A 23,764-nucleotide genomic window follows, 5' to 3' on the forward strand; every position below is an offset into this window, starting at 1 on the left:
TAAAATATTGCGATTCCTTTTCTTTTTTACTATAATGGACACTCAAAGTAGGGAAACACCGGTTAATCCGAATGCGAATCAACAACCCCGACGTAGGGCATCGGGATATTAAGCTTTCCGCACGAATCAACACGTTATTAGCGCACCCTCTCAAGTACAAAGGAGTTTTTTATGTCTGCTAAGGAAATACCGATTGAAGAAATCGCACTGCAAATTGTCCTTTCCGTCGGAATTATCATTATCGCTGCGAAGTACCTCGGTCTTCTTGCTAAAAAAATCAATATTCCGCAGGTTGCCGGAGAAATCGTTGCAGGGCTTTTCTTACGTTACCTGCCTTTTTTTCATAATTTCGGCGGTTCCGAACCGAATATTATCTACGCCGAAACCAACCAGTTTATCGAGTATATGTCCGAGATCGGTGTCATCTTGATTATGTTCTCTGCCGGTTTGGGGACTAATTTAAAATCGCTTGTTAAATCCGGCATAAAATCCACCGTGATCGCTGCCTGTGGTGTTATCGTACCGTTGATTTTAGGCACGGCTATGGCATTGGGCTTTTGGGGCTTTGACGGATTTGGGACACCTGTATTTTATCAAGCTCTGTTTATCGGAACTATCTTAACGGCAACGTCGGTCAGTATTACCGTTGTGGCCTTAAAAGAACTGGGAAAGATAAATTCGGAAGTCGGGCAAACAATTATCAGCGCTGCAATCATCGATGATGTCTTCGGCATTATTGCATTAACGGTTGTACTCGGTGCCAGTTCCGGCAAAGGCGACTACCTTGGGCTTATTATAAAAACGGCAGCTTTCTTTGCCGCTTCGTTAGTTGTAGGTTACCTAATTTATCGAATTTTTAAATGGTATGATAATAGGCATCCGCATACCCACCGTATTCCGATTTACGGACTGGGAGTTGCTTTGATTTTTGCCTATTGTACCGAACGGTTCTTCGGCATCGCGGATATTACCGGTGCGTATGTTGCAGGAGTTGTGTTTTGCAACTTGCATGATGCCTCTTATATGGAACAAAAAATAGACATCAATTCATATATGTTTTTTAGTCCTCTCTTTTTTACTGCCATTGGGCTTAAAACGGACTTAAGCGGTCTGAATATGAGCTTGATATGGTTTTCGATAGCCTTTGTGCTTATCGGCTGCTTGGCAAAGATCATCGGCTGCGGCGGTTCGGCATTGGCTTTGGGCTTTAAGCGACGGGAATCGCTCCAGATAGGGCTGGGAATGATGGTACGCGGCGAGGTAGCCCTCATCGTAGCGCAAAAAGGTCTTGCTGTCGGTATGGTTAAGGCCGAATATTTTGCGCCGGTTATTTTACTGATCATTGTTTCTTCTATGATTGTGCCTATTTTACTCGGGAAAGCATTTTCGGAAAAGGATCTGCCGCCTGCAGGGACACCCGCCGTATAGCACATCAGGACGTATCCCATTTTCCTAATCATCGGAAAACGGGACACTAACCGAAGATAAGGCTATAGGGCGCAGTTGCTTATCGGCTTTCGTTCACAAAGACACGCGGAACACGCTTGTGAATGCCGCAGGTAATTTCGTAGGGAATAGTTCCGGCGATATCCGCCAGCGTTTGTGCGCTGTTATCCTGCGGATTCGGGCCGAAAATGCATACTTCGTCCCATCGCTGCACCCATGGGTGCGCGCCGAGGTCAACCATACATTGATCCATACATATTCTACCGACAATGGGGAAAAATTCGTTGCCGATGCGTACCTTCAACCCGGGCGAAAGCGCGCGGCGTAAACCGTCCGCATATCCGATCGGAAGCGTTGCAATATAGGTATCCTGTGGGGCTGTCCAGTTGCGCCCGTAGGAAACGCAGGTGCCGGCGCGTATTTGTTTTATCAGTACCACCTGCGTTACCAGTTCCATAACGGGTTTTACGTCGATAGCTGTTGCTGCGTTCTGTACGGGCAAGTAGCCGTAGGCAAGGAGTCCGGGGCGCACCATATCAAACCGAGCTTCCGGCAACAGCTGTACCGCACCTGAATTGGCAGCATGAACGAGTGGAATGTGTATACCCGTCTGTCTGATTGCTTCAACGGCATCGCTAAAACGTTCGAGCTGACCTTTTGTAAAAGCACGATCGGATTCGGAATCGGAATCCGCAACGGCAAAGTGCGTTGCGACGCCTTGTAGCCGCAAGTGTTTTGCCCGCACAATTTGAGTCGCTAATTTTACAGCTTCCGACGGCCTGCAGCCTATCCTGCTCATGCCGGTGTCCACTTTAAGATGTACCGCGACGGTTTTCTTTTGCACATCGGCTACGCGGTTAAGCTCATTGATAAATTCTTCGTCGATCACGAGCGGTTCCAGTTTATAGTCAATAATGGAGTCTATTTCTTCCAAAATCGGCAGACTGAGCGAAATGATGGGAGCGACAATGCCTGCCTCTCGAAGTTCTATACCTTCCTGCACGGAAGCGACGGCAAGATACGAAACCCCTGCTCGAATAGCTGCAATCGCCGTTCGTACGGCACCGTGTCCGTAGGCATCCGCTTTGACCGGTAAACATATCTTTGTTTCCGGAGCAAGGGTTTGTTTGATTTGGGTAATGTTATGTTTCAGATTATCCAGATGGATAATCGCTTTTGTTGCACGCATGGGCGGCATTGTACTGCAAACGGCAAATAATTGCAATTTATAAAAAAACGCCTTAATACGTTTACCCCGAGGCGCGCCCTTGACATTATTTTTATGAGTGATATACTAGCGGCGTATTTGTAAGTTTTAGCTAATTAGTTGAGGGCTTTATGTATATTACACAGAATAAAAAACATACCTTTGCCGCAATTTTGTTCGCTTTATCGTTCATATTTATTCCGGTTAGCGGACTGTATGCCGCAAACGACGAAGAGGTGCTGGATTCGTGGACAGGAATTGTAAAAAAGATGGAAGTGCACCTCAATAATGCCTACGACCTTTATACTCAAGGGAAATCCAAAGAGGCGTATGACGAAGTGAACGTTGCCTACTTTAGGTTTTATGAATCTAAAGGGATGGAAAAGATAACGATGGGGTATCTTTCCGGTGCCCGTAAAACAACGGTGGAAAATGCGTTTTATGAATATCGTCGAAATGTCTACAGCGATAAAGACAGCGAGATGGTAAAAGCGCATAAAGATAAGCTTATTGCAATGCTTTACCATGATGCAGCCGAGCTTGACGGCACGTTGGACGAAAGCGGCAGCGAGACTGCAAATACCGCTCAATCGGCAGTTGTTGCAACGTTTATTTCCTGTTTTGTATTGGTACTCCGCGAAGGCTTGGAAGCAATCCTTGTTATCGCCGCTATTATCGCCTATCTTGTAAAAACGGGAAAAAAGAAATATATCATGTCGGTATATGTCGGTGCGTTGGGCGGTATCTTGGTAAGTATTCTGCTGGCCTTTTTGTTCGGCGCTGTTGCCGGTGCTCAGAGCGGCATCGCTCAGGAAGTTTTTGAAGGCATCGGTATGTTTGTCGCAGTTATCGTGTTGTTCTATGTCAGTAACTGGATGCTTTCAAAGTCCGAAACCGAAGCATGGGAACGGTACATTCATAAGAAGGTTGAAGCATCGGTTTCTACCGGAAATAAATGGGTCTTAATTTTCGCGGCCTTTATTGCAGTTGCGCGTGAAGGTGCCGAGCTTATTCTCTTTTTCCAGGGCGTTCCCATTCATGGAACGAGCGGCCGGAATGCAATGATCTTGGCGATTGTGCTGTCAGCGATTGTACTGATTGCCGTATTCCTAGTATTTAGGTTCTTAACCGTGCGGTTGCCGTTAAAGCCTTTCTTCTTGGTTACCAGTATATTGATGTATGCGATGTGCTTTTCGTTTACCGGAAAAGGTGTGTCGGAACTGCAAGCTGCCGGTGTTGTCAATAAGACCGTTATTCCGTGGATGGGCTTTGAAATGGACTTCCTCGGCATTTATGCAACGTATGAAAGTCTCATTCCGCAGATTATCGTACTCGCGGTGATTATCACAATGTCTGTTGTGTATGCAAAAAAGAATAAACAACAGCGTGCTCAAATTGAAGCTGAAAAGGCGAAGATTGGGCAAAAGTAAAAAGATATAGGGCGATCTCAAAAGCAAAGTTTTTGAGATCGCCGATGACAACTGCTTTTGGGCTGCCGGATTGCGGAAAATAACCGGTGTCCTGCAAGGCTGTAATGAATGTGAAACAAAAAGAAAATAAAGATATTTATAGGAGGATAGTTTCAAAATGAAGAAAACCGTATCTTTCCTTTTTGCACTGATTGCAATCGCTTTTGTGCTTGCATCATGTGAAAAACCTGCGCAAAAGCAGGAAATGGCAAAACCCGCTGCAGAACAAAAAGCTGCGGCTCCTGCACCGACTGAAGAAGAAGCTGCAGGTTTTGATGAGTTCCCAATCGGAGACGAACAGGATGTAGGCCCGCTCCACATCGGTGGCGTTTACTTCCAGCCGGTTGACATGGAACCTGCCGGAAACAGCCTTTCCAAGAACGAAGCTGACTGCCACATCGAAGCGGATATCCACGCAAATGATGAGGGTAAAGCGCTCGGTTACGGCGTAGGCGACTTTGTTCCGTATCTTCATGTTAAGGCTTATGTTCAAAAGCAAGGCTCGAGCAAAGTGCAGGAAGTTGCATTTATGCCGATGAATGCCGATGACGGCCCTCACTATGGTGCAAACATGAAGTTCGAAGAAGGTCTCGGCAAATACAATGTCAAATTCGAAATCAAAGCTCCGGGTAACGATTACCTGTTGCACGTTGACAAAGAAACCGGTGTTACCGGCCGTTTCTGGACGGAACCGCTCGTTGTCGAATGGAAAGATTTTGAATGGAAAGGACCTCAGTGGTAAACAGTATGCAGTTTTAAGGCGGTGCCGGTTCATTTAAATAGTTAATCGGTATGTCTTACAATCAACCTGTTTGGAAACTTCCGTTTCGGGATAGGTTGTCTTGGAAACTGCTTTGCCACACTAAGCGGTAATCGTTATTCTTTCTTTGCAAGATACTCCTATTGAAAGGTATGTTTTGGGAAAGAGTGGCGGTTACCGCCGGTTTTTTCTTGGAGGTGTATCATCTTAAAATTTTATATAAGAGTTTTTGAAGCAGGTATCGCCTTTGCATTGGTGTTAGCCGTTGTATTTGCTTCATTTAAAACTCAAGAGTCCGAGAGAACGGAAGAATCGGAAAAAAAAAACGGCTTGTCGTTTTAGCAAGTATGCTGCTGGGCTTTGCCGGCAGTATTGTTTCAGCAATTCTTAGATCAATTCCCAACTATATAAATAGAACACGTTTCGCTTTTTGGTGCATGGTTCCTGTTACCATCGCACTTCTCTTTTTACTCATCCTGCTTTTTATTTCACCCAATCTTAAACGAAAGATAGCGCATATATATGAAAATCTTTTTAGTGCGGCAATTTTCTTGTATGCAGCCTCGATGCTGTTTTACTATCTTCCCGTTATCATCATGCTGGCAACCACATTGGTTAATTACGGCGAAAGCGCGGTAAGTACGATTGTCTTATTCAGACTGATAGGCTATGTACTCGGTATTGTGTGTATGCTGTGCGCCGGTTTAGCGATCTATAAAACGTTGATTAAATTATCGGCCATAGAACTCAAGGTATCGGTTGCCGGAGCGCTTTGCATTTTTGGTGTTACGCAGGTGGTTGTTATTTTACAGCGCCTCTATTCGTTGGGGATTATTCCTCGCAACGACTTTATCTTTGCATTCATTGCCGCGGTCGTAAACCACGGAAATTTCTTTACCTTTGCAATTATCCTATTCATTATGATTCCGCCGATTATCCTCTGGCGGAAGAACCGGACAATTACGGAAACGTATCACAACAATGCAGAACTGCGGAAACTGAAAGCGCAAAAGCGCAACGCACGCCGGTGGGCGAAATTTTCGCTGGTCTTGCTGATCGGTTCGGTTTTATCTCTGTCCGTTTTGCGGCACTATGTCGACCGAGAAGTTCCGCTTTCGCCGCCGGAAAATTATACGATTGCCGACGGTATGGCGATGATTCCTATTTCGGAATTGGAAGATGATAAGCTGCACCGGTATGCGTATACTTCGGAGCAGGGAATTGAAGTCCGGTTTATTGCCATTAAAAAGAGCGAAGGCTCGTACGGCGTAGGGCTTGATGCGTGCGATATCTGCGGTCCTACCGGATATTTTGAACGGAACGGGGAGGTTATCTGTAAACTCTGCGATGTCGTGATGAACAAGGGAACTATCGGCTTCCCGGGCGGATGTAACCCTGTGCCGGTTGCGTATATCATCCACGATGAAAAGATCAAGATAAAGATAGCCGATCTTGAAGCGGAAGCGCACCGCTTTAAATAGGAATATCCAGATGGAGGTTCGATAGCAATGTTTTGGAGAATGATAGCCGGTTCCCTCTTCCGTCAGAAAGGGAAGATGGCGATGATTGCGTTTACCATTGCGCTGGGTGCGAGTCTTTCAAGCGCAATGCTCAATACGATGCTCGGAGTAGGGGATAAGGTAAATCAGGAGCTGAAAACCTACGGAGCGAATATCAATGTCGTGCATAAAGAGGCCTCGCTTCTCGATGATATTTACGGAGTAGAGTCGGGGAGTACCAAAAAGTATTTACGCGAGGATGAGCTGTATAAAATTAAGACTATATTTTGGGCGTACAATGTTGTTGACTATGCTCCGTTTTTAAACGTGTCCGTTGAATATAAGGGACAAAATAAGCCCGTCCGCCTGACCGGTACATGGTTCGATTATAAAATAGACTTGCACACCGGACAGGAAGTTATTACCGGTATCCGGCGGATGCGGACGTGGTGGGAAGTAACCGGTGCTTGGGCTTCCGATACCGATGATTCCGCCTGTATGATCGGCAGCCTCTTTGCGGGGAGGAACGCTATTCATGTCGGCGATGTAATCGAAGTAACAGGCCCTGCCGGAAGCGCATCGTTGACTGTTTCCGGCATATTCAATTCGGGCAGCAACGAGGATGAGTACATCTTTACACCCCTTCATACGGCGCAGCGCCTGTTAGGAAAAACCGATGTATGTGAGAGCATTGAGGTAAGTGCGCTTACGACGCCCGATAACGATCTCGCACGAAAGGCCGCGCGGAACCCTTTGAGTTTAACCATCAAAGAGATGGAGGTATGGTACTGCACCGCGTATGTCAGCAGTATCTGCTATCAGATTCAGGAAGTGATTACCGATGCCGTTGCAAAACCGGTGCGGCAGGTTGCCGAATCCGAAGGGGCGATTTTAAATAAGACCACGCTGCTGATGCTCTTAATCACAATTTTGAGCTTGCTCGCTTCCGCATTGGGAATTTCCAACCTTGTAACGGCAAGCGTGATGGATAGACGCGCGGAAATCGGTTTAAAAAAGGCAATCGGCGCGAGCAACACGGCGGTTACCGTATCGGTACTGACGGAGATTATGATTATCGGATTAATCGGCGGAACAATCGGCTACTTTGCCGGATTGGGTTTAACGCAGATTATCGGACGGAGCGTATTCGGTTCGGCTATTCCTCCTGCGCCGATGGTGATTCCGATTGTCGTGCTTATCATCTTTCTTATCACCCTGCTCGGCAGTCTGCCTTCGGTACGGTATTTACTCAAGCTCAATCCTACGGAGGTGCTGCATGGAAAATAAAATGCACGTCGAAAGCGGAAAGAGCGGATACGGGAGTGAAACGCTATGACAAGAAATAGAATGTATTTAAAGATGATTACAAGCTCGCTGATACGCCGCCGTTCACGGATGCTTGTCGCGTTGTTGGCAATCGCAATCGGCTCTACGGTGCTGTCGGGTTTGTTAACTATTTACTATGATATTCCGCGCCAGATGGGGACGGTGTTCCGGTCGTACGGCGCAAATTTGATATTCCTTCCGGCGGAAAGCGAATCCAAGATTACGCAGGAGCAAATCGGCGCTATTAAGCAGGTGATTGACCCTGAGAAGCTGGTCGGTTTTGCGCCGTACATCTACCAGTCGGCAAAGGTAAACGAACAGCCGTACATGATCGCCGCGACGGATTTGGCAAGCGCAAAAAGCAATAGCCCCTATTGGCTTATTCGCGGGGATTGGCCGCACAATAAAAAGGAAGTGCTGATCGGGCACGAAATAAGCCGCAATATCGAGTTGTCGGTCGGCGATACCTTTATCGTCAATACGCCGAAGCCGAACGGCGATGTTACCGTCAACGAATGTACGGTGTCGGGTATCGTTACCACCGGCGGCGTAGAAGAAGAATTTATTTTTATGAGCCTTGAGGATATCAAAGGGATTATCGGGTATGATGATCAGTTTGATGTTATTGAATGCAGCATCGACGGCAATCAGGAATACCTTAAATCGATAGCCGACACGGTGTCGAAGCAGGTGAACGGTATTACGCCGCGGCTTGTAAAGCGTGTAACGGAATCTCAGGATGTAGTCTTAAACAAGCTGCAGGCGCTCGTGTGGATTGTTACTATCATCGTGTTGTTCTTAACGATGATCTGCGTAACAACGACGATGATGGCGGTTGTCGCAGAACGTAGAAAAGAAATCGGCCTTAAAAAAGCGCTCGGCGCTTCGAATAGCAGCGTCGTGAAAGACTTTATGGGTGAAGCGGTGATGCTCGGTTTAATCGGCGGTATCTTGGGTGTGGTATTAGGCTATGTGTTTGCGGACAACGTGAGTATCAGCGTATTCGCCCGCGAGGTTTCGTTTCCGGTACAGCTTGCGCCGTTTACGGTCATCGCCTCGATTATTATCACGATTGTTTCCTGTTTATTCCCGGTACGCGCCACGGTAGACATTGACCCCGCTTTGGTTTTACGCGGGGAGTAGCAAAGGAGAATTATATGGATATTTTAACATTGAGCGGAATTTCAAAGATTTACGGCGACTTAAAAGCCTTAGACAACATAAACTTAAACGTAGAAGAAGGCGAGTGGCTGTCGATTATGGGCCCGTCCGGCTCCGGTAAAACGACGCTGATGAACATCATCGGTTGTATGGATAAGCCGTCGCGCGGCAAGATTGAATTGGCGGGGCAGGATATTTCAAAATTATCATCAAAGGAATTAACGGTCGTACGGCGGGATACCATCGGCTTGGTATTTCAGCAATTCCACCTCGTCAATTATCTTACCGCGCTTGAGAATGTGATGATGGCGCAGTACTACCACAGTATGCCCGACGAAGAAGAGGCGATGGAAGCGCTTGCGAGCGTCGGCTTAAAGGAGCGGGCAAAGCACCTGCCCAATCAGCTTTCGGGCGGAGAGCAGCAGCGCGTGTGTATTGCCCGCGCGCTCATCAATCACCCCAAGCTCCTGCTTGCGGACGAACCGACCGGCAACCTCGATGAAAAAAACGAACTTTTAGTTATGGAGATTTTTGAAAAGCTGCACAATACCGGCAGTACCATTATCGTCGTTACCCACGACCCCGAGGTCGCCGATCAAGCGGAACGGATGGTTGTACTTGAGCACGGAAAAATCGCGCGCATCGAAAAGATGAGCAGAACACGACCTGTGTTGCAAAAATAAGATGCACAGGGAAAAACACATTAGGGGCTTTTTAGATATACTACTGATTAGTATTACTGCCATCTGCGGCGGATATAAAAAAGCGGCCTGTGGCGTGGGATTGTGGAGTGGTGTAAGCGATTGCACAAAGACTCCAATTATAGTAAACTGGCGCGCATAATCGGAAATCGCTAAAAACTGCTTTTAGCGATTTCCTAAAATGTGGAGAAAGTTATGAAATCCTCTTTATTTTGTGCTACAACCGCTTCACCAGCAGAAAAGATGTTGCGGTATGTTAAACCGTTTCTTTTTATGACGTGCCTTTCAATTTTACTTGTTTGCTCATGTAGTAAAGCAGAACAAAAGCCGCTCACAATGGTTTTTTATCCAAATGAGTCAAGCGAATCCATGAAAGATGCCCGCGCTGCATTCAAAGAAATTTTAAAAGAAGCCGTCGGACGCGATGTTGAAATTTTGACAACGACTGACTATAACATCGCATTGGAAGCGCTCGTTTCCGGTAAGGCTGATATGGCTTATGTCGGTGCCGAAGGGTACCTTACCGCACATAAACGGAACAGCGCCGTTGTTCCCATTGCAACGAATTCGGGACCCAGCGGAACGCTTGAAGATGCAAAGTATTACAGCTTCATTGGTGTACAGCGGAAGGATGCCGATAGCTATAAAAAGGCTGACGGCAGTTTTGACTTAAGCCTATTAAAAGGTAAAAGAATGTCGTTTGTGGCAGCAAGCTCTACCTCTGGGTTTGTTATTCCCGCACGTGTTTTGGCAGCCGCTTTTGCTCTTGATAATACCGACGATCTTATATTGAGCGACAAAGTATTTTCTAAGGTGCTATTTGCCGGTTCCCACCAGGGCTCACAGGTCAACCTTTTCCGCGGCGATGCAGATGCGGCAGCCTTTGCCATCCCACAGACAATCGGCGTGTACGAACTGCTCGAAGGGGAAGCTTATAAAACCGGTGCCGTCTACCGCGTAACCGTAGGAGCTGATGAACCTTTTACCTCCTTTGCAGGAAGTGAAATGACTGTAATCCGTTCCATTCCCGTCTTAAATGCACCGATCACCGTCAACGCAAACACCCTTTCAGCCTCGGACATAAAGAAGATACAGGATGCACTGACGTCGGATAAGACAGCTAATAATCCCGGAATTTTTAATGTAAAGGATTCCGGTAAAAAAGGTATATATCCTAAGTATTCCGAAAAGACACGGCTGGTTGCTACCGATGATTCCTGGTATGATGAGATCAGGAATTCTACTAGGTAATTATAATATTAACTTATTTCGGCAGAAGCACCGGGGGTAAAATCCTCTGCATGAATAGGGTTTGAATTGTTGATTACCTTTAAAGATGTTTCAAAACAATATACAGGCGGTAGACGCGCATTAGATTCCATCGATCTTACGATTGAACAGGGAACAATAGTTTCTGTTATCGGATCTTCGGGAGCGGGTAAGACAACCTTTATCCGCTGTATTAATCGGCTTATCGATTGCACTGCCGGTACGGTTGAGATCGACGGTGAAGTACTGCAAAAAATGAACAATCGCCGATTGAAACAGCTTCGTAGAAAAATCGGAATGATTTTTCAAAACTATAATTTAGTAGAACGGCTCACCGTTCTTGAAAACACGCTCCACGGCTGTCTCGGTGCTTTGCCGCTGTATCGTAGCCTATTCGGGCTGTATCCGCAGGGCGAGAGGGCGCGGGCTCTAGCAATACTCGAAGAACTCGGCCTTTCGGATTACCTTTATCAGCGGTGTGCAGATTTAAGTGGTGGTCAAAAACAACGTACCGGCATTGCGCGGGCATTGATGCAACGTCCGGAAATACTCTTATGCGATGAACCTGTCTCTTCACTCGATCCGCAAAGCGCACAGGATATCCTTGATTATATTGAAAAGATAGTTAGAGCACGGAATCTTACCTGCATTATGAATTTGCATCATGTTGAATACGCAAAGCGGTATTCTGACAGGATTATCGGTTTAGGCAACGGAAAAGTGGTCTTTGACGGAAAACCGGAAGAACTCTCGGAAAAAGCGCTGCACACTATTTTTTCTTCCGGAACCCATACCGAAAAGAAAGACGGCCATGAAATTTGATATTCCGATAGGTAGGCAATATCCTGCCTTTGAATCACATCAGCACCGGCAATCGCCTTCTTCAGAGGCTTTCTTCAAGAAAAAAAAACTAAGAACATTGACTATCTTTTTCACGGCTGCCGCGTTATATACAGCTTCGGCAATTATGACGGGGTTTACGGCATGGAATGCACTAACAGGGATTCCACGCGGACTATATTGGCTGGTAAGGAATTTTTTTCCATCGGCACAATCGATTTCTGTGCTGCCACTTATTTTTAAAACTTCGCTGCACACAGCCGTTATCGCGATAACGGCATCAACTACAGCTTTTTGTGTTGCCTGTGTAGCGGCTGTTGCCGGTTCGCAAACAACCGGCCGCTTCCGCGTATTGCGTATTGTCTGTTCCGGTGCCGCATCTTTTTTTAGAAATATACCTCTTCCCGCATGGTCTATTCTATTGCTGTTATCTTTTAAGCAAAATGCCGTAACCGGTTTTTTGGCTCTTTTTTTTATTACCGCAGGACATTTAACCCGAGCTTTTACCGAAATTATCGACTCTCACGCCGAAGAATCGTATACGGCTTTGGAAGCAGCAGGCGTATCGTATATACCGATTATCATTCACGGCGTATTACCAAATGTCCTTCCGCTCTTTATTTCATGGCTACTCTATGCTATAGAAACCAATGTCAGAGATTCGGCATTGATCGGCATTTTGACGGGAACGGGTATCGGCTTCCTTTTTAATCTGTATTTTAAAAGCTTTCGTTATCCCGAAGCAGGTCTTATCATTTGTGTGCTGACGATACTCGTACTTTGCATCGACAGCATTTCCAACAGGGTGCGAAGGATATTACTATGAAAAACCATACCAGTATTGGCCGTTGCCGATTGCCGAGAAAAAAACAATATATGCCCTCTCTTGTATTTGCTGTTCTTTTCGGTATCAGTATTTGGGGATGTTTTTTGCTTGCGCAGGAAACAATCGATTGGAAGAGTTCATGGCATAATCTGCTTCACTATGGACGCATCCTTTTTTTGCAGCCGAAGCGGTCGGATCATTTACCCATCGGTGAACTTGCGTACTCACTCGGTATCAGTTTTGCACTATCGATTTTAACGACGATCGGTGGTGCCGCTATCGCTTTTTTCTTGGCTCTCGGAGCAGCTCGAAATATCGCTCCTTCGGGTGTCGTAAAAATAATCCGTATTATTACCGCAATTATCCGATCAATTCCCACAATTATTTGGGTGCTGGTTTTCTCGGTTACGATTAATATCGGTACCGATGCCGCCGTTATCGGTATGTGCTTCCATAGCATTGCTTATTTGGTAAAAGTGTTTTCGGAAAGCTTTGAACAGATTAACCGCGATACAATTGATGCTTTGCGAGCCTGCGGAGCGGGATTTTCCGGCATTATTACGCAAGCGGTTATCCCGGTTGCTGCAACATCCATTATTTCATGGACATTTTTCCGCTTCGAAATCAATTTTATCAATGCCGTCGCAATCGGCGCCGCCGCAGGATCGGGCGGCATCGGGTATTATTTATTCATGGCAGGCAATCTCTATTATGATATACGGGAAGTCGGCGTTATCACATACACTATTTTCGGTACCGTCATTTTACTGGAGCTGCTCTCTCTGCGTCTGCGGAAAGGAATCAAGCAGCATTAAAAAAATACCGACACTGTATAAGGAACCTCTAAAAACTGCAAACCTATCGGCTTGTTCTGTAAGGAAATGATTTGTCATATCCGCTAAAGCGGATTGCGAATCAGTTTTTAGAGGTTTTCCTTAAATTTAGTTGCGACGTTTAAAATTAAGTTATTATTAAAATTAAGTTATTATTGGATAAGACTTAATTTTAAACTCGTCGGGCATTTCTAAAAGCTAACCGAGCTTTTAGAAATGCCCATAGGGAGTTTTAAATGAAAAAAAATATAGCGCGTATCTTTGTATGTTTTTCGATGATATACACTGCTGTAGCCTTAGAGGTTAACGTACCTGAATTTAACTTCGGGATATTAGCAGGCAAGCAACCAAGCAGTTCGTCGCAATTCAGTATAGTCCAACAATCATCCATTAATTTCCGTTTACTTCACGGAGAACGTTTTTACAGCGACCTAAACCTTGCGCTCTATGTTCCTGATGTTCTGCGCTTTTTCCATCCGGAACAACTGTCGCGGATACCGGGACAATTTACTTGTGTTGATTTTTCTTTGAACTTTCCGAATTTTATAGGTCAGCCCCTGATTTTATCGGTCTTTACAGGACAACATCAGAGCCTTACGGGTGAACACTATAGCTTTGATTTTCTTAAGCAGCGTATGCGACCGGTAAAAATGTATGAAAACGATATTGCCGCACTTTTTACGCCGCCTCGTCCTCGTGAAGGCTTAGGTGTCAGTGCTGCAGGACTCATTTTAAACACTGGGTATGTAGGAGGCTCTTTCAGCTGGAACGGCGGAATAAAGGATAAACAAGAATACAGCCTATACGCACAGGGCGGTGTTTTCACAAATATTGCACTTATCAATGCAAACTTCTCCTTTCATATTAGTGATAAAGCGGCGAAAGTATCTCTTGCAACATCAGCTTCGGCACTTTTTACCGTTCATGATAATGTCGGTATTTTTACGCAGGTTGGGTTACATAAAACGAATTTCAGAAGCGCAACGCTACGAAAAGATCTTATCGGCAATATCTTTGCATTTTTTGAACCGCGTATCGCACTTGAACGCATGGACTTTGATTTTACATTCTTTATTTCCAAGATCCGAGACACTCAATCCGGCGGGCTTTTTCCTGTTGCACCGCTTATAAAGCCTTTTACTATCATTCATAATGAGCTATACGGCGGATTAAATATGTTCTTCGGTTTCGGAAGGATAGAATTAAATAAAATGCAAGGGGGTTTTCACAGTCTGATTGCACTGCCGATAACACGCCCCACGACTATGCCGCTATTAGTACTCGCCTTTACGCCGTTCTATACCCTGAATATCGAACCTTGCGATCTTGATTTCCGTTTTTCGTTTTACCCGCTCTTTTACGCTGCTCCTGCTTCTATGTTTGAAGCCAAGATAGCCCTGAAACGTAATTTATAAATGCATAAAATGCTACCCTTTATTGTAGAAAAATCATGAGCGGATATAAATGCCATTTTTGTGCCGAATGCGACGGATACGGCTGCCTTGGTGAACTGCCCGGAATGGGCGGCGTATTTCAAAGCGCCAATTTTATCAGCAACTGTTCTGCATGGCAGAAGTATTATAGCGATACCCTGTGCGATGATGTGCTACCTCCCATTAGATTGGCTCCTATTACCGGCGGTGTCGAAAATGTCGGCTATGGAGATGAAGCCGCGTTTTATTTCGATTTAATTGAAGCTTGTGCCGAAGCAGGATTCCTGCTCAGCATTGGAGACGGATACCCCGACGCAAAGATACAGGGAGGTCTTGCAGCCCTGCAGCGATACGGAAAAACCGGAGCGGTGTTCATTAAGCCGTATCCTAATCCCCGTATCTTTGAACGGATAGATTGGGTACGCAGCTCTGCCGATCTGGTAGGGATCGATATCGATTCCTATAATATTGTAACAATGCGTAACCTTGTTCAGCTTGAACAAAAAGATGCACAGAGCCTGAAAGAAATACAGCGGTATGCACAAAAACCTTTTGCAATTAAAGGAATATTTTTACCCGAAAATGTCGAGCTGGTAAAAGAGTTGCGTCCTGATGTTGCCGTTATTTCCAATCACGGTGGCAGGATAGAAACAAGGCGCGGCAGTACGGCGGATTTTTTAGCCGAGTACGGCAGTACGCTCCGTAAGTTTGCAGGCGAGGTGTGGGTAGACGGAGGATTGCGGAGTCGCATGGATATAGTTACCGCAAAACGACTCGGTGCGGCACAGGTGATGATCGGTCGCCCCTGCATTACTGCACTGTTGAAAGATAAAGCTCAAGGTGTACGGGAGCTGTACCGTCGCCTAACTGTAGGTTAAACATATTTGCGGAAAATGCTTGTCAGGATAGATAAAATACTCGCTGCGAACGGATTAGGTTCACGGAAAGATGTACGGCGGCTTTTGCGTAAAGAAGATTTCCGAATCAACGGCACACGGGTAACCGATGCGGGGACGCTGCTTGACCCTGAAAACGATACACTTTCACATAACGGAGAAAAACTGTACCTCCGCACCTGTTGTTACCTTATGCTGAACAAACCGGCTGGGGTTGTTACTTCTACCTCCGATCCGCTGCACCGCACCGTTATGGAGCTGCTGCCGCCGCCTTTTTCTGCAATGAGTCTTTTCCCCATCGGACGGCTCGACCTCGATACCGAAGGGCTGCTCATCATTACCGATGACGGAGAGCTTACTCATCGACTTACTGCCCCGAAATCAGCCTGTATAAAAAGCTATTATCTTGAAACAGCGGTTCCTTTCACCGAAGCCGAGTTTTACGTTGCCAAAACGGCCTGTGCTCAAGGATTATCACTCGGGAAAACTTTCACCTGTCTTCCTGCGATCTTTGAACGTACGGAAGCACAAAACATAAAAACGAAATGGGCATTTTTGATGCATATCTGCGAAGGGAAATATCATCAAGTAAAAAAAATGATAAAAGTGCTTGGAAATGAAGTGATCTACCTCAAACGAATTTCGATGGGGGGCGTTATGCTCGATCCGCAATTATCTGCCGGTTCTTGCCGCGAGCTTACCTCCGATGAAGTTACAGCGCTTAAGAAGATATAAGAATTGTTATTATTGCTGAAAGTATTACAATCTCTAATTGGTATAAAATAAAAACGCCATAGCAACCGTTGAAAACAACGATAGCATGGCGTTTAATTATGGAACAAGATATTGAAAAATTACAAAATGTACCGTTACTCCTCAGGTTCAAAATCGTCGGGAATATCAAGATTTGTGTATACGTTCTGGACATCGTCATCTTCTTCAAGACGCTCGACCATTTTTAATACTTTGCGGATTGTCTCTGCCTCCAAACTCATATACGTTGCAGGGATCATAGAGATTTCTGCAGAAACGGATTCAAATCCTTTTTCCTGTAAAGCTTCAAGCACGGAAGCAAAGTCGTTGGGATCGGTTGTTACCGTGATAATACCGCCTTCAGTCTGAATATCTTCCGCCCCTGCTTCCAAGGCTTCTTCCATCAGTTTTTCTTCGCTTACTACTTCGGCATCGTATTCTATAACACCCTTGCGGTTAAACATATAAGCTACCGAACCCGTCGCACCGAGGTTACCTCCATTTTTGGAAAAGAGGTTACGCACATTGGCTGCAGCCCGATTTTTATTGTCGGTCAGTACCTCTACCAATACCGCAACACCGCCCGGCGCATAGCCTTCGTACAACAGCTCTTCATAACTTGCACCGCCCAATTCGCCGGTACCTTTCTTGATAGCCCGTTCAATATTATCTTTCGGCATGTTAGCCGCACGTGCTTTTAATATCGCAGTTCTTAACCGCGGGTTACCGTTCGGATCCCCGCCGCCCATACGTGCAGCTATAGAAATTTCTTTAATAAACTTTGTAAACATCTGACCGCGTTTTGCGTCAGCGGCTCCTTTTGCGTGTTTAATCGTCGCCCATTTACTGTGTCCGGACATTATATACTCCCTCCGCCTTAAAAGGTTTAAAAACAAAATATGCGCAAAATTTATATCATATAAACACAGCTCTGTCAATTATACGTCTTTTGAAAATATGCGGGGCATCTACTGCGTCGCATCATTAAAAGTGTACATCCGTGTACACTTTTAATGGCGAATTTCGGCTTTGCCGAAATATCGCTTCTGGTTGAACCAGTGGCATCCGTGCCACTTCTGAAAATACTCAACGTACAAAAAGTACGTCTCCGCTTTATTCGTGCGGAGGGTTTAATACCCCGACACTCTGCGTCGTAACAAAGGGTATTAAAGCCGACTGCAACCACCTTATGAGAACATACCGTGCGAAACGTTGAGCACGGTACCCGACGCTTGCGTCGGGGTTGTTGATTTTTGCTCGCGCCTTGAAATTACAGAACGGACAAGGATGTCCGTGCTTCCATACAGAAGCGAGTTTGCGCAGCGAAAACTTGTCATCAGAACGCCCAAGGATGGGCGGGGAGCTAATCAGAAGCAAGTTTTGTGTACAAAACTTGTCTTTTACCGACATACACGGATGTATGTCGGTAAAAAGTGTACACGGATGTATAACTGCTCAACAGGTTATTTGCAAAAGCGCTGGAAGGGCGGAAGGGAAACAGATGTCCATTTGCTGACGAGGTATCTACGAGGCCGGTATTAAAACAGTTTTAAAAACTCGTCTTCGGTGATAATCGCAGTGCCGAGTTCCTGCGCCTTCTTGTTTTTTGACGAACCGGAATCGGGGGTATTGGTCACGAGGTACGTAAGTCCCTTTGTTACCGAGGATTTTACCGTTCCGCCCTTGGCCTGCACCATTGCCTCCGCTTCTTTCCTTTTAAGCGTGTTCAACTCTCCGGTAAAGCAAAAGCTTTTTCCTGCAAGCGGAAGATTTCCTTGAGCGGAGACAGGCGCTTGAATAACGATAATCCCCGAACCGGTAAGGTGCAGCATTTCTTCCTTTGCATCGCGGAGGCCGAGCGTAAGCGTATGGGCAAGGACGCTGCCGAATTGGTACACGGAGGCAAAGTCTTCCTCCGAAGCTGCGAGTAGTTTTTCGAGAGTATCAAAGCCTGCATCAACCAGTTTTTCTACCATAATACGGCCGATGCCTTCAATATCAAAACCGGCAATAAAGGTCGGCAGGGAGATTTCGCGTTTGGCATGAAGCGCTCTGTACACTTTTTCCGCCGACTTTTTTCCCATGCGTTCCAAAGTGGCAAGTTCTTCAACCGTAATGGTGTATAAATCGGAAATAGAGCGGAGACGCTGTGCATCAAAGAGCTGTTTAAGGAGCGCCGTCCCAAAGTCTTGAATATCGAGGGTGTTGATCCATTTTTCTATCCGGTGATGAATAAGCTTAGGGCAAGCCGGATTGGGGCAGTACAGGCGGGTGCCTTCATCGCGGAGTTCAGTACCGCAGCTCCCGCATCGGCACGGCTGTTCAATGGGCACACATGACGCAGGGTTTTCGATGAGCGCTTCTATCTTAGGGATAATCTCCCCCCGTTTGGTTACCAGCACTCTACTACCGATCTTAAGGTTTAGTTCCGCAATCATGTTCGGGTTGCAGAGGTTTGCCCGCTTAACGGTTGTGCCCGCCAGCTGTACCGGATCGATGACTGCGATGGGGGTGTAGGTAGCGCCCGACTCGCTCCACTCGACGCTGCGCAATACAGTAACCGCTTCTTCAAGGCTGAACTTAAAGGCGATCTGTTTTTCCGGCCGCGCCCTACTGAGGTCTGCAGTATCGATGCGGTCGTTTTTAACGACAAGGCCGTCGATGTCGTAGGGAATAGTGCTACGTATATCCATAACATGGGCGCGGTAGTCGATAACTTCCCGGACGCCGGCGCACCGCGTAACCGGCACCTGTAAGAAACCCTGCGCTTCAAGCCAGTTGAGTTTCTCGGTTTCTGTGGTGAAAGGCGCCGTTTCGGTAAAGGGCTTTCCGACTGTTCCCGCGGCGGCATCGTAACAGATAATTTCGAGGTGCTCGCTGCCGCTGCCGTCCTTCCGCTTCATCAACCCGTTTGCCGCATTCCGGCAATTTTTTTTATCGGGATAAAAACGGCGTAGCACCTCTTTGGTCATCAGCACTTCGCCGCGGATACCGCCGGAAAAGGGCGCCGTGCCGGTAGGGGCGGAATTGCCTTTCAGCTCAAGTACGACACCCTGCATCTTTTTAACATTCGCAGTAATATCGTCTCCGATTTTGCCGTCGCCCCGTGTTACTGCCCGAACGAGTCGCCCCTTTTCGTATTGCAGCTCCATACTGGCGCCGTCCAGTTTATATTGTACCAAAAAATCGGAGAACGACATCTTTTCCGCCCATTTTTGGAAACTTTCGGGATCCGCTGCTTTTTCTTGACTCCCCATCGGGATAATGTGTTCCGCCTTCGGGAAGCCGTCAGCGCTGTCCTTAGGTACTGTTGCAAAAAGCGCATTCCGAGGATCGAGACTGCGCAGCTCGTCCCACAATAAATCAAAATCCGCATCCGAAATTTCCGGTTCCGCGTTATAGTATAAGTCCTGATGCTTTTTTATCAGTGCTTCAAGCTCTTGTATCCGTGTATTCTTTTCCATATCGAAAACATACTATGTACGTAACAAAAATACAACCAACCATCTCTTTCCAAAAGGCTAACGGAAAACTCCTACTGATTAGTATCATTGCCGTTCGTAGCGGATATGAAAAAGCAGCCTAATGCGGCTGCTCTATGTAAGTGCCCCTTTCCAGAAGAATGCATTAGCCGGTCGAATTTTCTGTTCATGGATAAGCTGAGAAATAAGACTGCTAATGTCGCCGGCGCGCCAAAACGGAAGGTTTTCATGCAATATCCGAATAAGTTGCGGAACGGTGAATTTCCGTTTATTGGCTGTCACAAATTTGATCAGCTCCTGCTCGTCTTGCGGATACAGCAACGCGGTTCCGTTACAGATATCGCAACCGGAACAGGCGATACTTTCATCCCCTACATGAAGCGGAACGGCCCGCACTTCTCCAAGTGCTTCGAGCAGAACCTCGCGCCGGCAACGGCCGCTTTCGGCAAAATTGACGAGTATTTCAGCCCGTTTCCGCTGTTTTTCGGGCAACAACACAATCCTCGCTTTGTCTTCGGGGCTCCACAGCAACACGGCTTGCGCGGGGCTTCCATCCCGTCCACCCCTTCCTGCTTCCTGTACATAAGCTTCGGCCGTGGGCGGCGCATTCAGGTGGATCACAGTACGTACGTTCTTTTTATCGACGCCCATGCCCCATGCACAGGTCGTTACCAGTATCGCGCTATCGTGCTGATGAAACCATTGCTCCACCTCATCCTTTTCATTCCGTTGTAAGCCTGCATGATAAAACCGAATTGCCCGATCCCGCAGCGTATACCGTAAAAACGCAGCGGTTTGTTCCGTACCGTTCCGGGTCGCACAGAAAATAACCATCGGCCGCTGTCGCTGCATAACCTCTTGCAGGAGGGCAGGCGCCTTTACACGGCATTGTCGTACGTAATAGGCAATATTGGTACGATCCGATTCTCCACGTACCAGATGCGCCCGGCCGTCAAAGAGAACTTCGCCGATACGCTTTAATACATCGTTGCCTGCTGTTGCGGTAAAAGCGGTAACGGCAGGAGGTTTTAGCGTTTCGATAACCTGCTTGAGCGTTTGATAGGCCGGCCGAAAGCTGTCTCCCCACTCACTGACGCAGTGCGCCTCGTCTATGGCAAGGTGGGCAATGCCGCGCTTTGCAATACGGTTTAACACTTCTTTTTGCATCAGAATTTCGGGATTGGCAATGATGAGTTTTGCAGGAGGTTTTCCGTCCGTACCTTCGAGGCGGGCATACTGCGCGGCTCGTTCCTGTCCGCTTTGGCCGCCGCGGAACAACACCGGTTCAAGATTGCCTTCACACATCCGGCGCATCTGGTCGCTCATCAAGGCTAAAAGCGGATAGATAATGAGTGTCGGTTTATCCAACAGCAGCGCCGGTACCTGAAAACACAGCGATTTTCCCGCGCCGGTCGGTAACAAGACGATCTGCCTGCCCCGCAACACGCCGTCCTCGTCATAAAGCTCGCTTAAAGGTTCTCCGGTAGCGGACAGAACGTCATCCTCTGCTTGCGGTAGCGCGGTTCCGGCCGGCGCTGTAGAAATTCCAGCCGGCTCTGTGGCATATTGTCCATATTGCGGTTCGGTGTGCGACGCCGTAATACCGGTCGACGATGCGGCAGCTTCGACCGCTTCGGCAGCGTGTACGGCATCGAGGATATTGGCAATCGCGAGCCGCTGCCACGGGTATAACGTCGGAATCCCGAATACGGTCTGTGCGCAGATAGAAACGGCATCGGCTGTTTTTTCCAAGCTGTATTCGGGATTATCCGATTCAAAAATCATGGGGCAGCTTTCCGTATCGGGCAGCGCCGCCTCCGGTTCAAAAAGGTAGGGAATTTCGCCATCAGGCGTTTTGTTGTTGATGATATTCATACCATATATATGCGTCACCAACAGCAAAATGGCTTACAATTTTGCAAAAAAAGTAGGGAAGGGGTTATCGAAAAAGTAACCGACTTTTGAGACATCCCCGTTCTCTTTCGATTTATATTTATTCGGCGATAATTGCCTCAAGTGCAGTTTGCATCATTGCAGTGAACGATGTCTGACGCTCTTCCGCCGTAGTTTCCTCATTGGTAACCATATTATCGGATATGGTAAGCAGTGCGAGCGCCTGCCGTTTGTACTGTGCGGCAAGGGTATAAAGCTCGGCGGCTTCCATTTCAATCGCCAAAAGACCGTACTGCGACCAGAGTTTCCACGTTTCAAGCTCGTCATAGAACACATCAGACGAAGCGATAGGGCCAACCAAGGGGTTATACCCTAAGCGGACAGCCGCATCATAGGCATGCTTTAAGAGTTTCCAGTCCGCTGTCGGGGCGAACTGAGTTCCGCGGAAACGGAGCGTATTTGAACCTGAATTGGTCGCAGCGCTCATCCCGATAATCAACGAACGAAGCGGAATCTCTTTTTGCAAGGCTCCCGCAGTACCGATACGGATAGCTTTTTGCACGCCGTATTCACGGAAAAGCTCGTTCACATAGATGGAAATAGAAGGCTGTCCCATGCCGGTTCCCTGCACGGAAACCTTTACACCTTTATACGTGCCGGTAAACCCGTACATACCGCGGACTTCATTGTAACAGCGCGCATTTTCTAAAAAATTTTCGGCAACAAATTTTGCTCGCAGCGGGTCGCCCGGCAGTAAAATCCGTTCGGCGATTTCCCCTTGTTTTGCTCCGATATGAATACTCATCATAGACTCCTTATTCGTGCGGAGGGTTTAATACCCCGACGCTTTGCGTCGTAACAAAGGGTATTAAAGCCGACTGCAACCACCTTATAGAACATACAATGCGAAACGTTGAGCATTGTACCCCGACGCTTGCGTCGGGGTTGTTGATTATCAAAACTATCAAAAAAGCAAAGAGATGGGAACTACCCGAAAACTAAAGTTTTTGGATAGCTTCCGCAAAAATTTCAGTTTTTGCAGATGCCCTATAGATACTGTCAAATATCATGAATGCAGCCATCAGTCTTTCCACGGAAAAATAAGATTGCGAATAGATCGGCTACCGACCGTTTCCCGATCTTCCGCCAGTAACTCATCCCACGGTATGTGTTTCCGCGCAGTTTGAATCGGTATTTCGGGATGCTGCTCCATCCAATCGTATTTATACATTCTCAGTCTGAAGGCATTATTCCATGCAAGCAAGAGTCCCGAAAAACCCGGTGCCAAAAAAGCTAAGAATGGGGTTATTATGATGAGGACAGCGCTGTACAGCAGCATAAAAAGTGTAAATCCTGTATTATCAAAAAAAACGATAAAGCACTTTTTAAGGCATTTACAAAAATTCGATTCCAACCGGCTCCGTATCGGAAAAAACCATAAAAGCGACAGCTGTATAACCGCAAAAATCCATACAACAGTAACACCGAGAAAAAGGCCGAGAAAATTTTGAAACGAAAAATAATAGGGGACAGCGACTTCGGCAACGATCCAACAAAAACTTTCGATTAGTGCAAACAGAGCACCATGCCGCCATGTGCGTCTGATTTCCCCACCGATTTCTTTAAATGAAAATGATTTATAATCGGCAATATGGGACATCAAATTAGAGACGGTTAAAAGCAGTATGCCTATCAATATGATACAAACAAACAAGCACAATACAGACAACACGAATATTGATGACAGCAGGTATGCCAAGCCGAAAAATAAAAAAACAATCAGTATAACCGCAATATTGAAAAGAGCGAGCAGAAGAAAATTGTCCCACCCGTCAAAAAAATTTTTTTTGAGAAAGAATCCGATCATGCAGCGATAGTAGCACAAAAAACGGAATAATACTATCCATACCGCAGGGGTGTCTCCTCAATTGGTGAGATACCGGCACTGTCCTAAACATGCTCCTTGTGTT

General features: G+C 46.6%; 20 protein-coding genes. 14 read left to right on the top strand and 6 right to left on the bottom strand.

Annotation, left to right across the window (positions count from 1 at the left end; translation table 11 throughout):
- Positions 1-171: 171 nt before the first annotated feature.
- Positions 172-1,428, top strand: coding sequence for a cation:proton antiporter (locus tag GWP43_RS03995; RefSeq protein WP_162662888.1), 1,257 nt, complete (start codon positions 172-174; stop codon positions 1,426-1,428).
- Between the two features lie 79 nt (positions 1,429-1,507).
- Here GWP43_RS03995 and alr read toward each other — a convergent pair whose 3' ends face one another.
- On the bottom strand, positions 1,508-2,635 hold the full coding sequence (gene alr / locus GWP43_RS04000; RefSeq protein ID WP_162662890.1) for an alanine racemase: 1,128 nt from the start codon (positions 2,633-2,635) through the stop codon (positions 1,508-1,510).
- 149 nt (positions 2,636-2,784) lie between these two features.
- Between alr and GWP43_RS04005 the strand changes: the two genes are divergently transcribed.
- The 13 genes from GWP43_RS04005 (at position 2,785) to GWP43_RS04065 (ending at position 16,401) form a co-directional block, all read left to right on the top strand.
- Complete coding sequence (locus tag GWP43_RS04005; RefSeq protein ID WP_162662892.1) at positions 2,785-4,083, top strand: FTR1 family iron permease; 1,299 nt, start codon at positions 2,785-2,787, stop codon at positions 4,081-4,083.
- A 157-nt stretch (positions 4,084-4,240) separates the two neighbouring features.
- Positions 4,241-4,864, top strand: coding sequence for an iron transporter (locus GWP43_RS04010; RefSeq protein ID WP_006190014.1), 624 nt, complete (start codon positions 4,241-4,243; stop codon positions 4,862-4,864).
- Between the two features lie 365 nt (positions 4,865-5,229).
- The gene (locus GWP43_RS04015; protein ID WP_006190013.1) at positions 5,230-6,363 is read left to right on the top strand and encodes a Fe-S-containing protein; all 1,134 of its coding nucleotides are present in this window, start codon (positions 5,230-5,232) and stop codon (positions 6,361-6,363) included.
- Between the two features lie 27 nt (positions 6,364-6,390).
- Positions 6,391-7,668, top strand: a complete 1,278-nt coding sequence (locus GWP43_RS04020) for an ABC transporter permease (RefSeq protein ID WP_162662893.1) — start codon at positions 6,391-6,393, stop codon at positions 7,666-7,668.
- A 45-nt stretch (positions 7,669-7,713) separates the two neighbouring features.
- A complete protein-coding gene (locus tag GWP43_RS04025; protein WP_162662895.1) occupies positions 7,714-8,850 on the top strand; it encodes an ABC transporter permease in 1,137 nt (378 codons plus the stop codon).
- A 14-nt stretch (positions 8,851-8,864) separates the two neighbouring features.
- On the top strand, positions 8,865-9,551 hold the full coding sequence (locus tag GWP43_RS04030; RefSeq protein WP_162662897.1) for an ABC transporter ATP-binding protein: 687 nt from the start codon (positions 8,865-8,867) through the stop codon (positions 9,549-9,551).
- Positions 9,552-9,842: 291 nt separating this feature from the next.
- On the top strand, positions 9,843-10,820 hold the full coding sequence (locus tag GWP43_RS04035; RefSeq protein ID WP_162664733.1) for a phosphate/phosphite/phosphonate ABC transporter substrate-binding protein: 978 nt from the start codon (positions 9,843-9,845) through the stop codon (positions 10,818-10,820).
- A 66-nt stretch (positions 10,821-10,886) separates the two neighbouring features.
- Positions 10,887-11,660 (top strand): phosphonate ABC transporter ATP-binding protein, encoded by a 774-nt coding sequence (gene phnC, locus GWP43_RS04040; protein ID WP_203232443.1) that lies wholly within the window; start codon positions 10,887-10,889, stop codon positions 11,658-11,660.
- On the top strand, positions 11,650-12,504 hold the full coding sequence (locus tag GWP43_RS04045) for an ABC transporter permease subunit (protein ID WP_162662901.1): 855 nt from the start codon (positions 11,650-11,652) through the stop codon (positions 12,502-12,504). The genes phnC and GWP43_RS04045 overlap by 11 nt, the downstream gene beginning before the upstream one ends.
- Positions 12,501-13,319: a PhnE/PtxC family ABC transporter permease gene (locus GWP43_RS04050; RefSeq protein ID WP_162662903.1), complete on the top strand. Its 819-nt coding sequence runs from the start codon at positions 12,501-12,503 to the stop codon at positions 13,317-13,319. The genes GWP43_RS04045 and GWP43_RS04050 overlap by 4 nt, the downstream gene beginning before the upstream one ends.
- Positions 13,320-13,573: 254 nt before the next feature.
- Positions 13,574-14,752 carry a hypothetical protein gene (locus tag GWP43_RS04055; RefSeq protein WP_162662905.1) on the top strand — a complete coding sequence of 393 codons (1,179 nt, stop codon included), beginning with the start codon at positions 13,574-13,576 and terminating at the stop codon, positions 14,750-14,752.
- A 35-nt stretch (positions 14,753-14,787) separates the two neighbouring features.
- A complete protein-coding gene (locus GWP43_RS04060; protein ID WP_162662907.1) occupies positions 14,788-15,648 on the top strand; it encodes an alpha-hydroxy-acid oxidizing protein in 861 nt (286 codons plus the stop codon).
- A 15-nt stretch (positions 15,649-15,663) separates the two neighbouring features.
- Complete coding sequence (locus GWP43_RS04065; protein WP_162662910.1) at positions 15,664-16,401, top strand: 16S rRNA pseudouridine(516) synthase; 738 nt, start codon at positions 15,664-15,666, stop codon at positions 16,399-16,401.
- Between the two features lie 134 nt (positions 16,402-16,535).
- Here the strand turns inward: GWP43_RS04065 and GWP43_RS04070 are convergent, their stop codons facing one another.
- The 5 genes from GWP43_RS04070 to GWP43_RS04090 all read right to left on the bottom strand — a co-directional run bounded on the left by GWP43_RS04070 (position 16,536) and on the right by GWP43_RS04090 (position 23,661).
- The gene (locus GWP43_RS04070) at positions 16,536-17,279 is read right to left on the bottom strand and encodes a YebC/PmpR family DNA-binding transcriptional regulator (RefSeq protein ID WP_162662911.1); all 744 of its coding nucleotides are present in this window, start codon (positions 17,277-17,279) and stop codon (positions 16,536-16,538) included.
- 678 nt (positions 17,280-17,957) lie between these two features.
- Positions 17,958-19,883 carry an NAD-dependent DNA ligase LigA gene (gene ligA, locus GWP43_RS04075; protein ID WP_162662913.1) on the bottom strand — a complete coding sequence of 642 codons (1,926 nt, stop codon included), beginning with the start codon at positions 19,881-19,883 and terminating at the stop codon, positions 17,958-17,960.
- Positions 19,884-20,015: 132 nt separating this feature from the next.
- Positions 20,016-21,686, bottom strand: a complete 1,671-nt coding sequence (locus GWP43_RS04080) for a RecQ family ATP-dependent DNA helicase (protein WP_462218610.1) — start codon at positions 21,684-21,686, stop codon at positions 20,016-20,018.
- A gap of 208 nt (positions 21,687-21,894) precedes the next feature.
- Entirely contained in the window at positions 21,895-22,599 is a 705-nt protein-coding gene (gene deoD, locus GWP43_RS04085; protein ID WP_162664734.1) for a purine-nucleoside phosphorylase, read from the bottom strand.
- A gap of 276 nt (positions 22,600-22,875) precedes the next feature.
- Positions 22,876-23,661: a hypothetical protein gene (locus tag GWP43_RS04090; RefSeq protein ID WP_162662918.1), complete on the bottom strand. Its 786-nt coding sequence runs from the start codon at positions 23,659-23,661 to the stop codon at positions 22,876-22,878.
- Positions 23,662-23,764: the final 103 nt, after the last annotated feature.

This window comes from Treponema vincentii (assembly GCF_010365865.1).
Classification (GTDB): Bacteria; Spirochaetota; Spirochaetia; order Treponematales; family Treponemataceae; genus Treponema.

Coding starts and splice junctions, on each gene's coding strand:
- ligA (WP_162662913.1), bottom strand. CDS start 19,883: ATGGAAAAGAATACACGGATACAAGAGCTTGAAGCACTGATAAAAAAG.
- GWP43_RS04010 (WP_006190014.1), top strand. CDS start 4,241: ATGAAGAAAACCGTATCTTTCCTTTTTGCACTGATTGCAATCGCTTTT.
- GWP43_RS04090 (WP_162662918.1), bottom strand. CDS start 23,661: ATGATCGGATTCTTTCTCAAAAAAAATTTTTTTGACGGGTGGGACAAT.
- GWP43_RS04035 (WP_162664733.1), top strand. CDS start 9,843: ATGACGTGCCTTTCAATTTTACTTGTTTGCTCATGTAGTAAAGCAGAA.
- GWP43_RS04045 (WP_162662901.1), top strand. CDS start 11,650: ATGAAATTTGATATTCCGATAGGTAGGCAATATCCTGCCTTTGAATCA.
- deoD (WP_162664734.1), bottom strand. CDS start 22,599: ATGAGTATTCATATCGGAGCAAAACAAGGGGAAATCGCCGAACGGATT.
- GWP43_RS04065 (WP_162662910.1), top strand. CDS start 15,664: ATGCTTGTCAGGATAGATAAAATACTCGCTGCGAACGGATTAGGTTCA.
- GWP43_RS04020 (WP_162662893.1), top strand. CDS start 6,391: ATGTTTTGGAGAATGATAGCCGGTTCCCTCTTCCGTCAGAAAGGGAAG.
- GWP43_RS04005 (WP_162662892.1), top strand. CDS start 2,785: ATGTATATTACACAGAATAAAAAACATACCTTTGCCGCAATTTTGTTC.
- GWP43_RS04060 (WP_162662907.1), top strand. CDS start 14,788: ATGAGCGGATATAAATGCCATTTTTGTGCCGAATGCGACGGATACGGC.
- GWP43_RS04025 (WP_162662895.1), top strand. CDS start 7,714: ATGACAAGAAATAGAATGTATTTAAAGATGATTACAAGCTCGCTGATA.
- alr (WP_162662890.1), bottom strand. CDS start 2,635: ATGCGTGCAACAAAAGCGATTATCCATCTGGATAATCTGAAACATAAC.
- GWP43_RS04050 (WP_162662903.1), top strand. CDS start 12,501: ATGAAAAACCATACCAGTATTGGCCGTTGCCGATTGCCGAGAAAAAAA.
- GWP43_RS04030 (WP_162662897.1), top strand. CDS start 8,865: ATGGATATTTTAACATTGAGCGGAATTTCAAAGATTTACGGCGACTTA.
- GWP43_RS04015 (WP_006190013.1), top strand. CDS start 5,230: ATGCTGCTGGGCTTTGCCGGCAGTATTGTTTCAGCAATTCTTAGATCA.
- GWP43_RS03995 (WP_162662888.1), top strand. CDS start 172: ATGTCTGCTAAGGAAATACCGATTGAAGAAATCGCACTGCAAATTGTC.
- GWP43_RS04055 (WP_162662905.1), top strand. CDS start 13,574: ATGAAAAAAAATATAGCGCGTATCTTTGTATGTTTTTCGATGATATAC.
- GWP43_RS04080 (WP_462218610.1), bottom strand. CDS start 21,686: ATGATTTTTGAATCGGATAATCCCGAATACAGCTTGGAAAAAACAGCC.
- GWP43_RS04070 (WP_162662911.1), bottom strand. CDS start 17,279: ATGTCCGGACACAGTAAATGGGCGACGATTAAACACGCAAAAGGAGCC.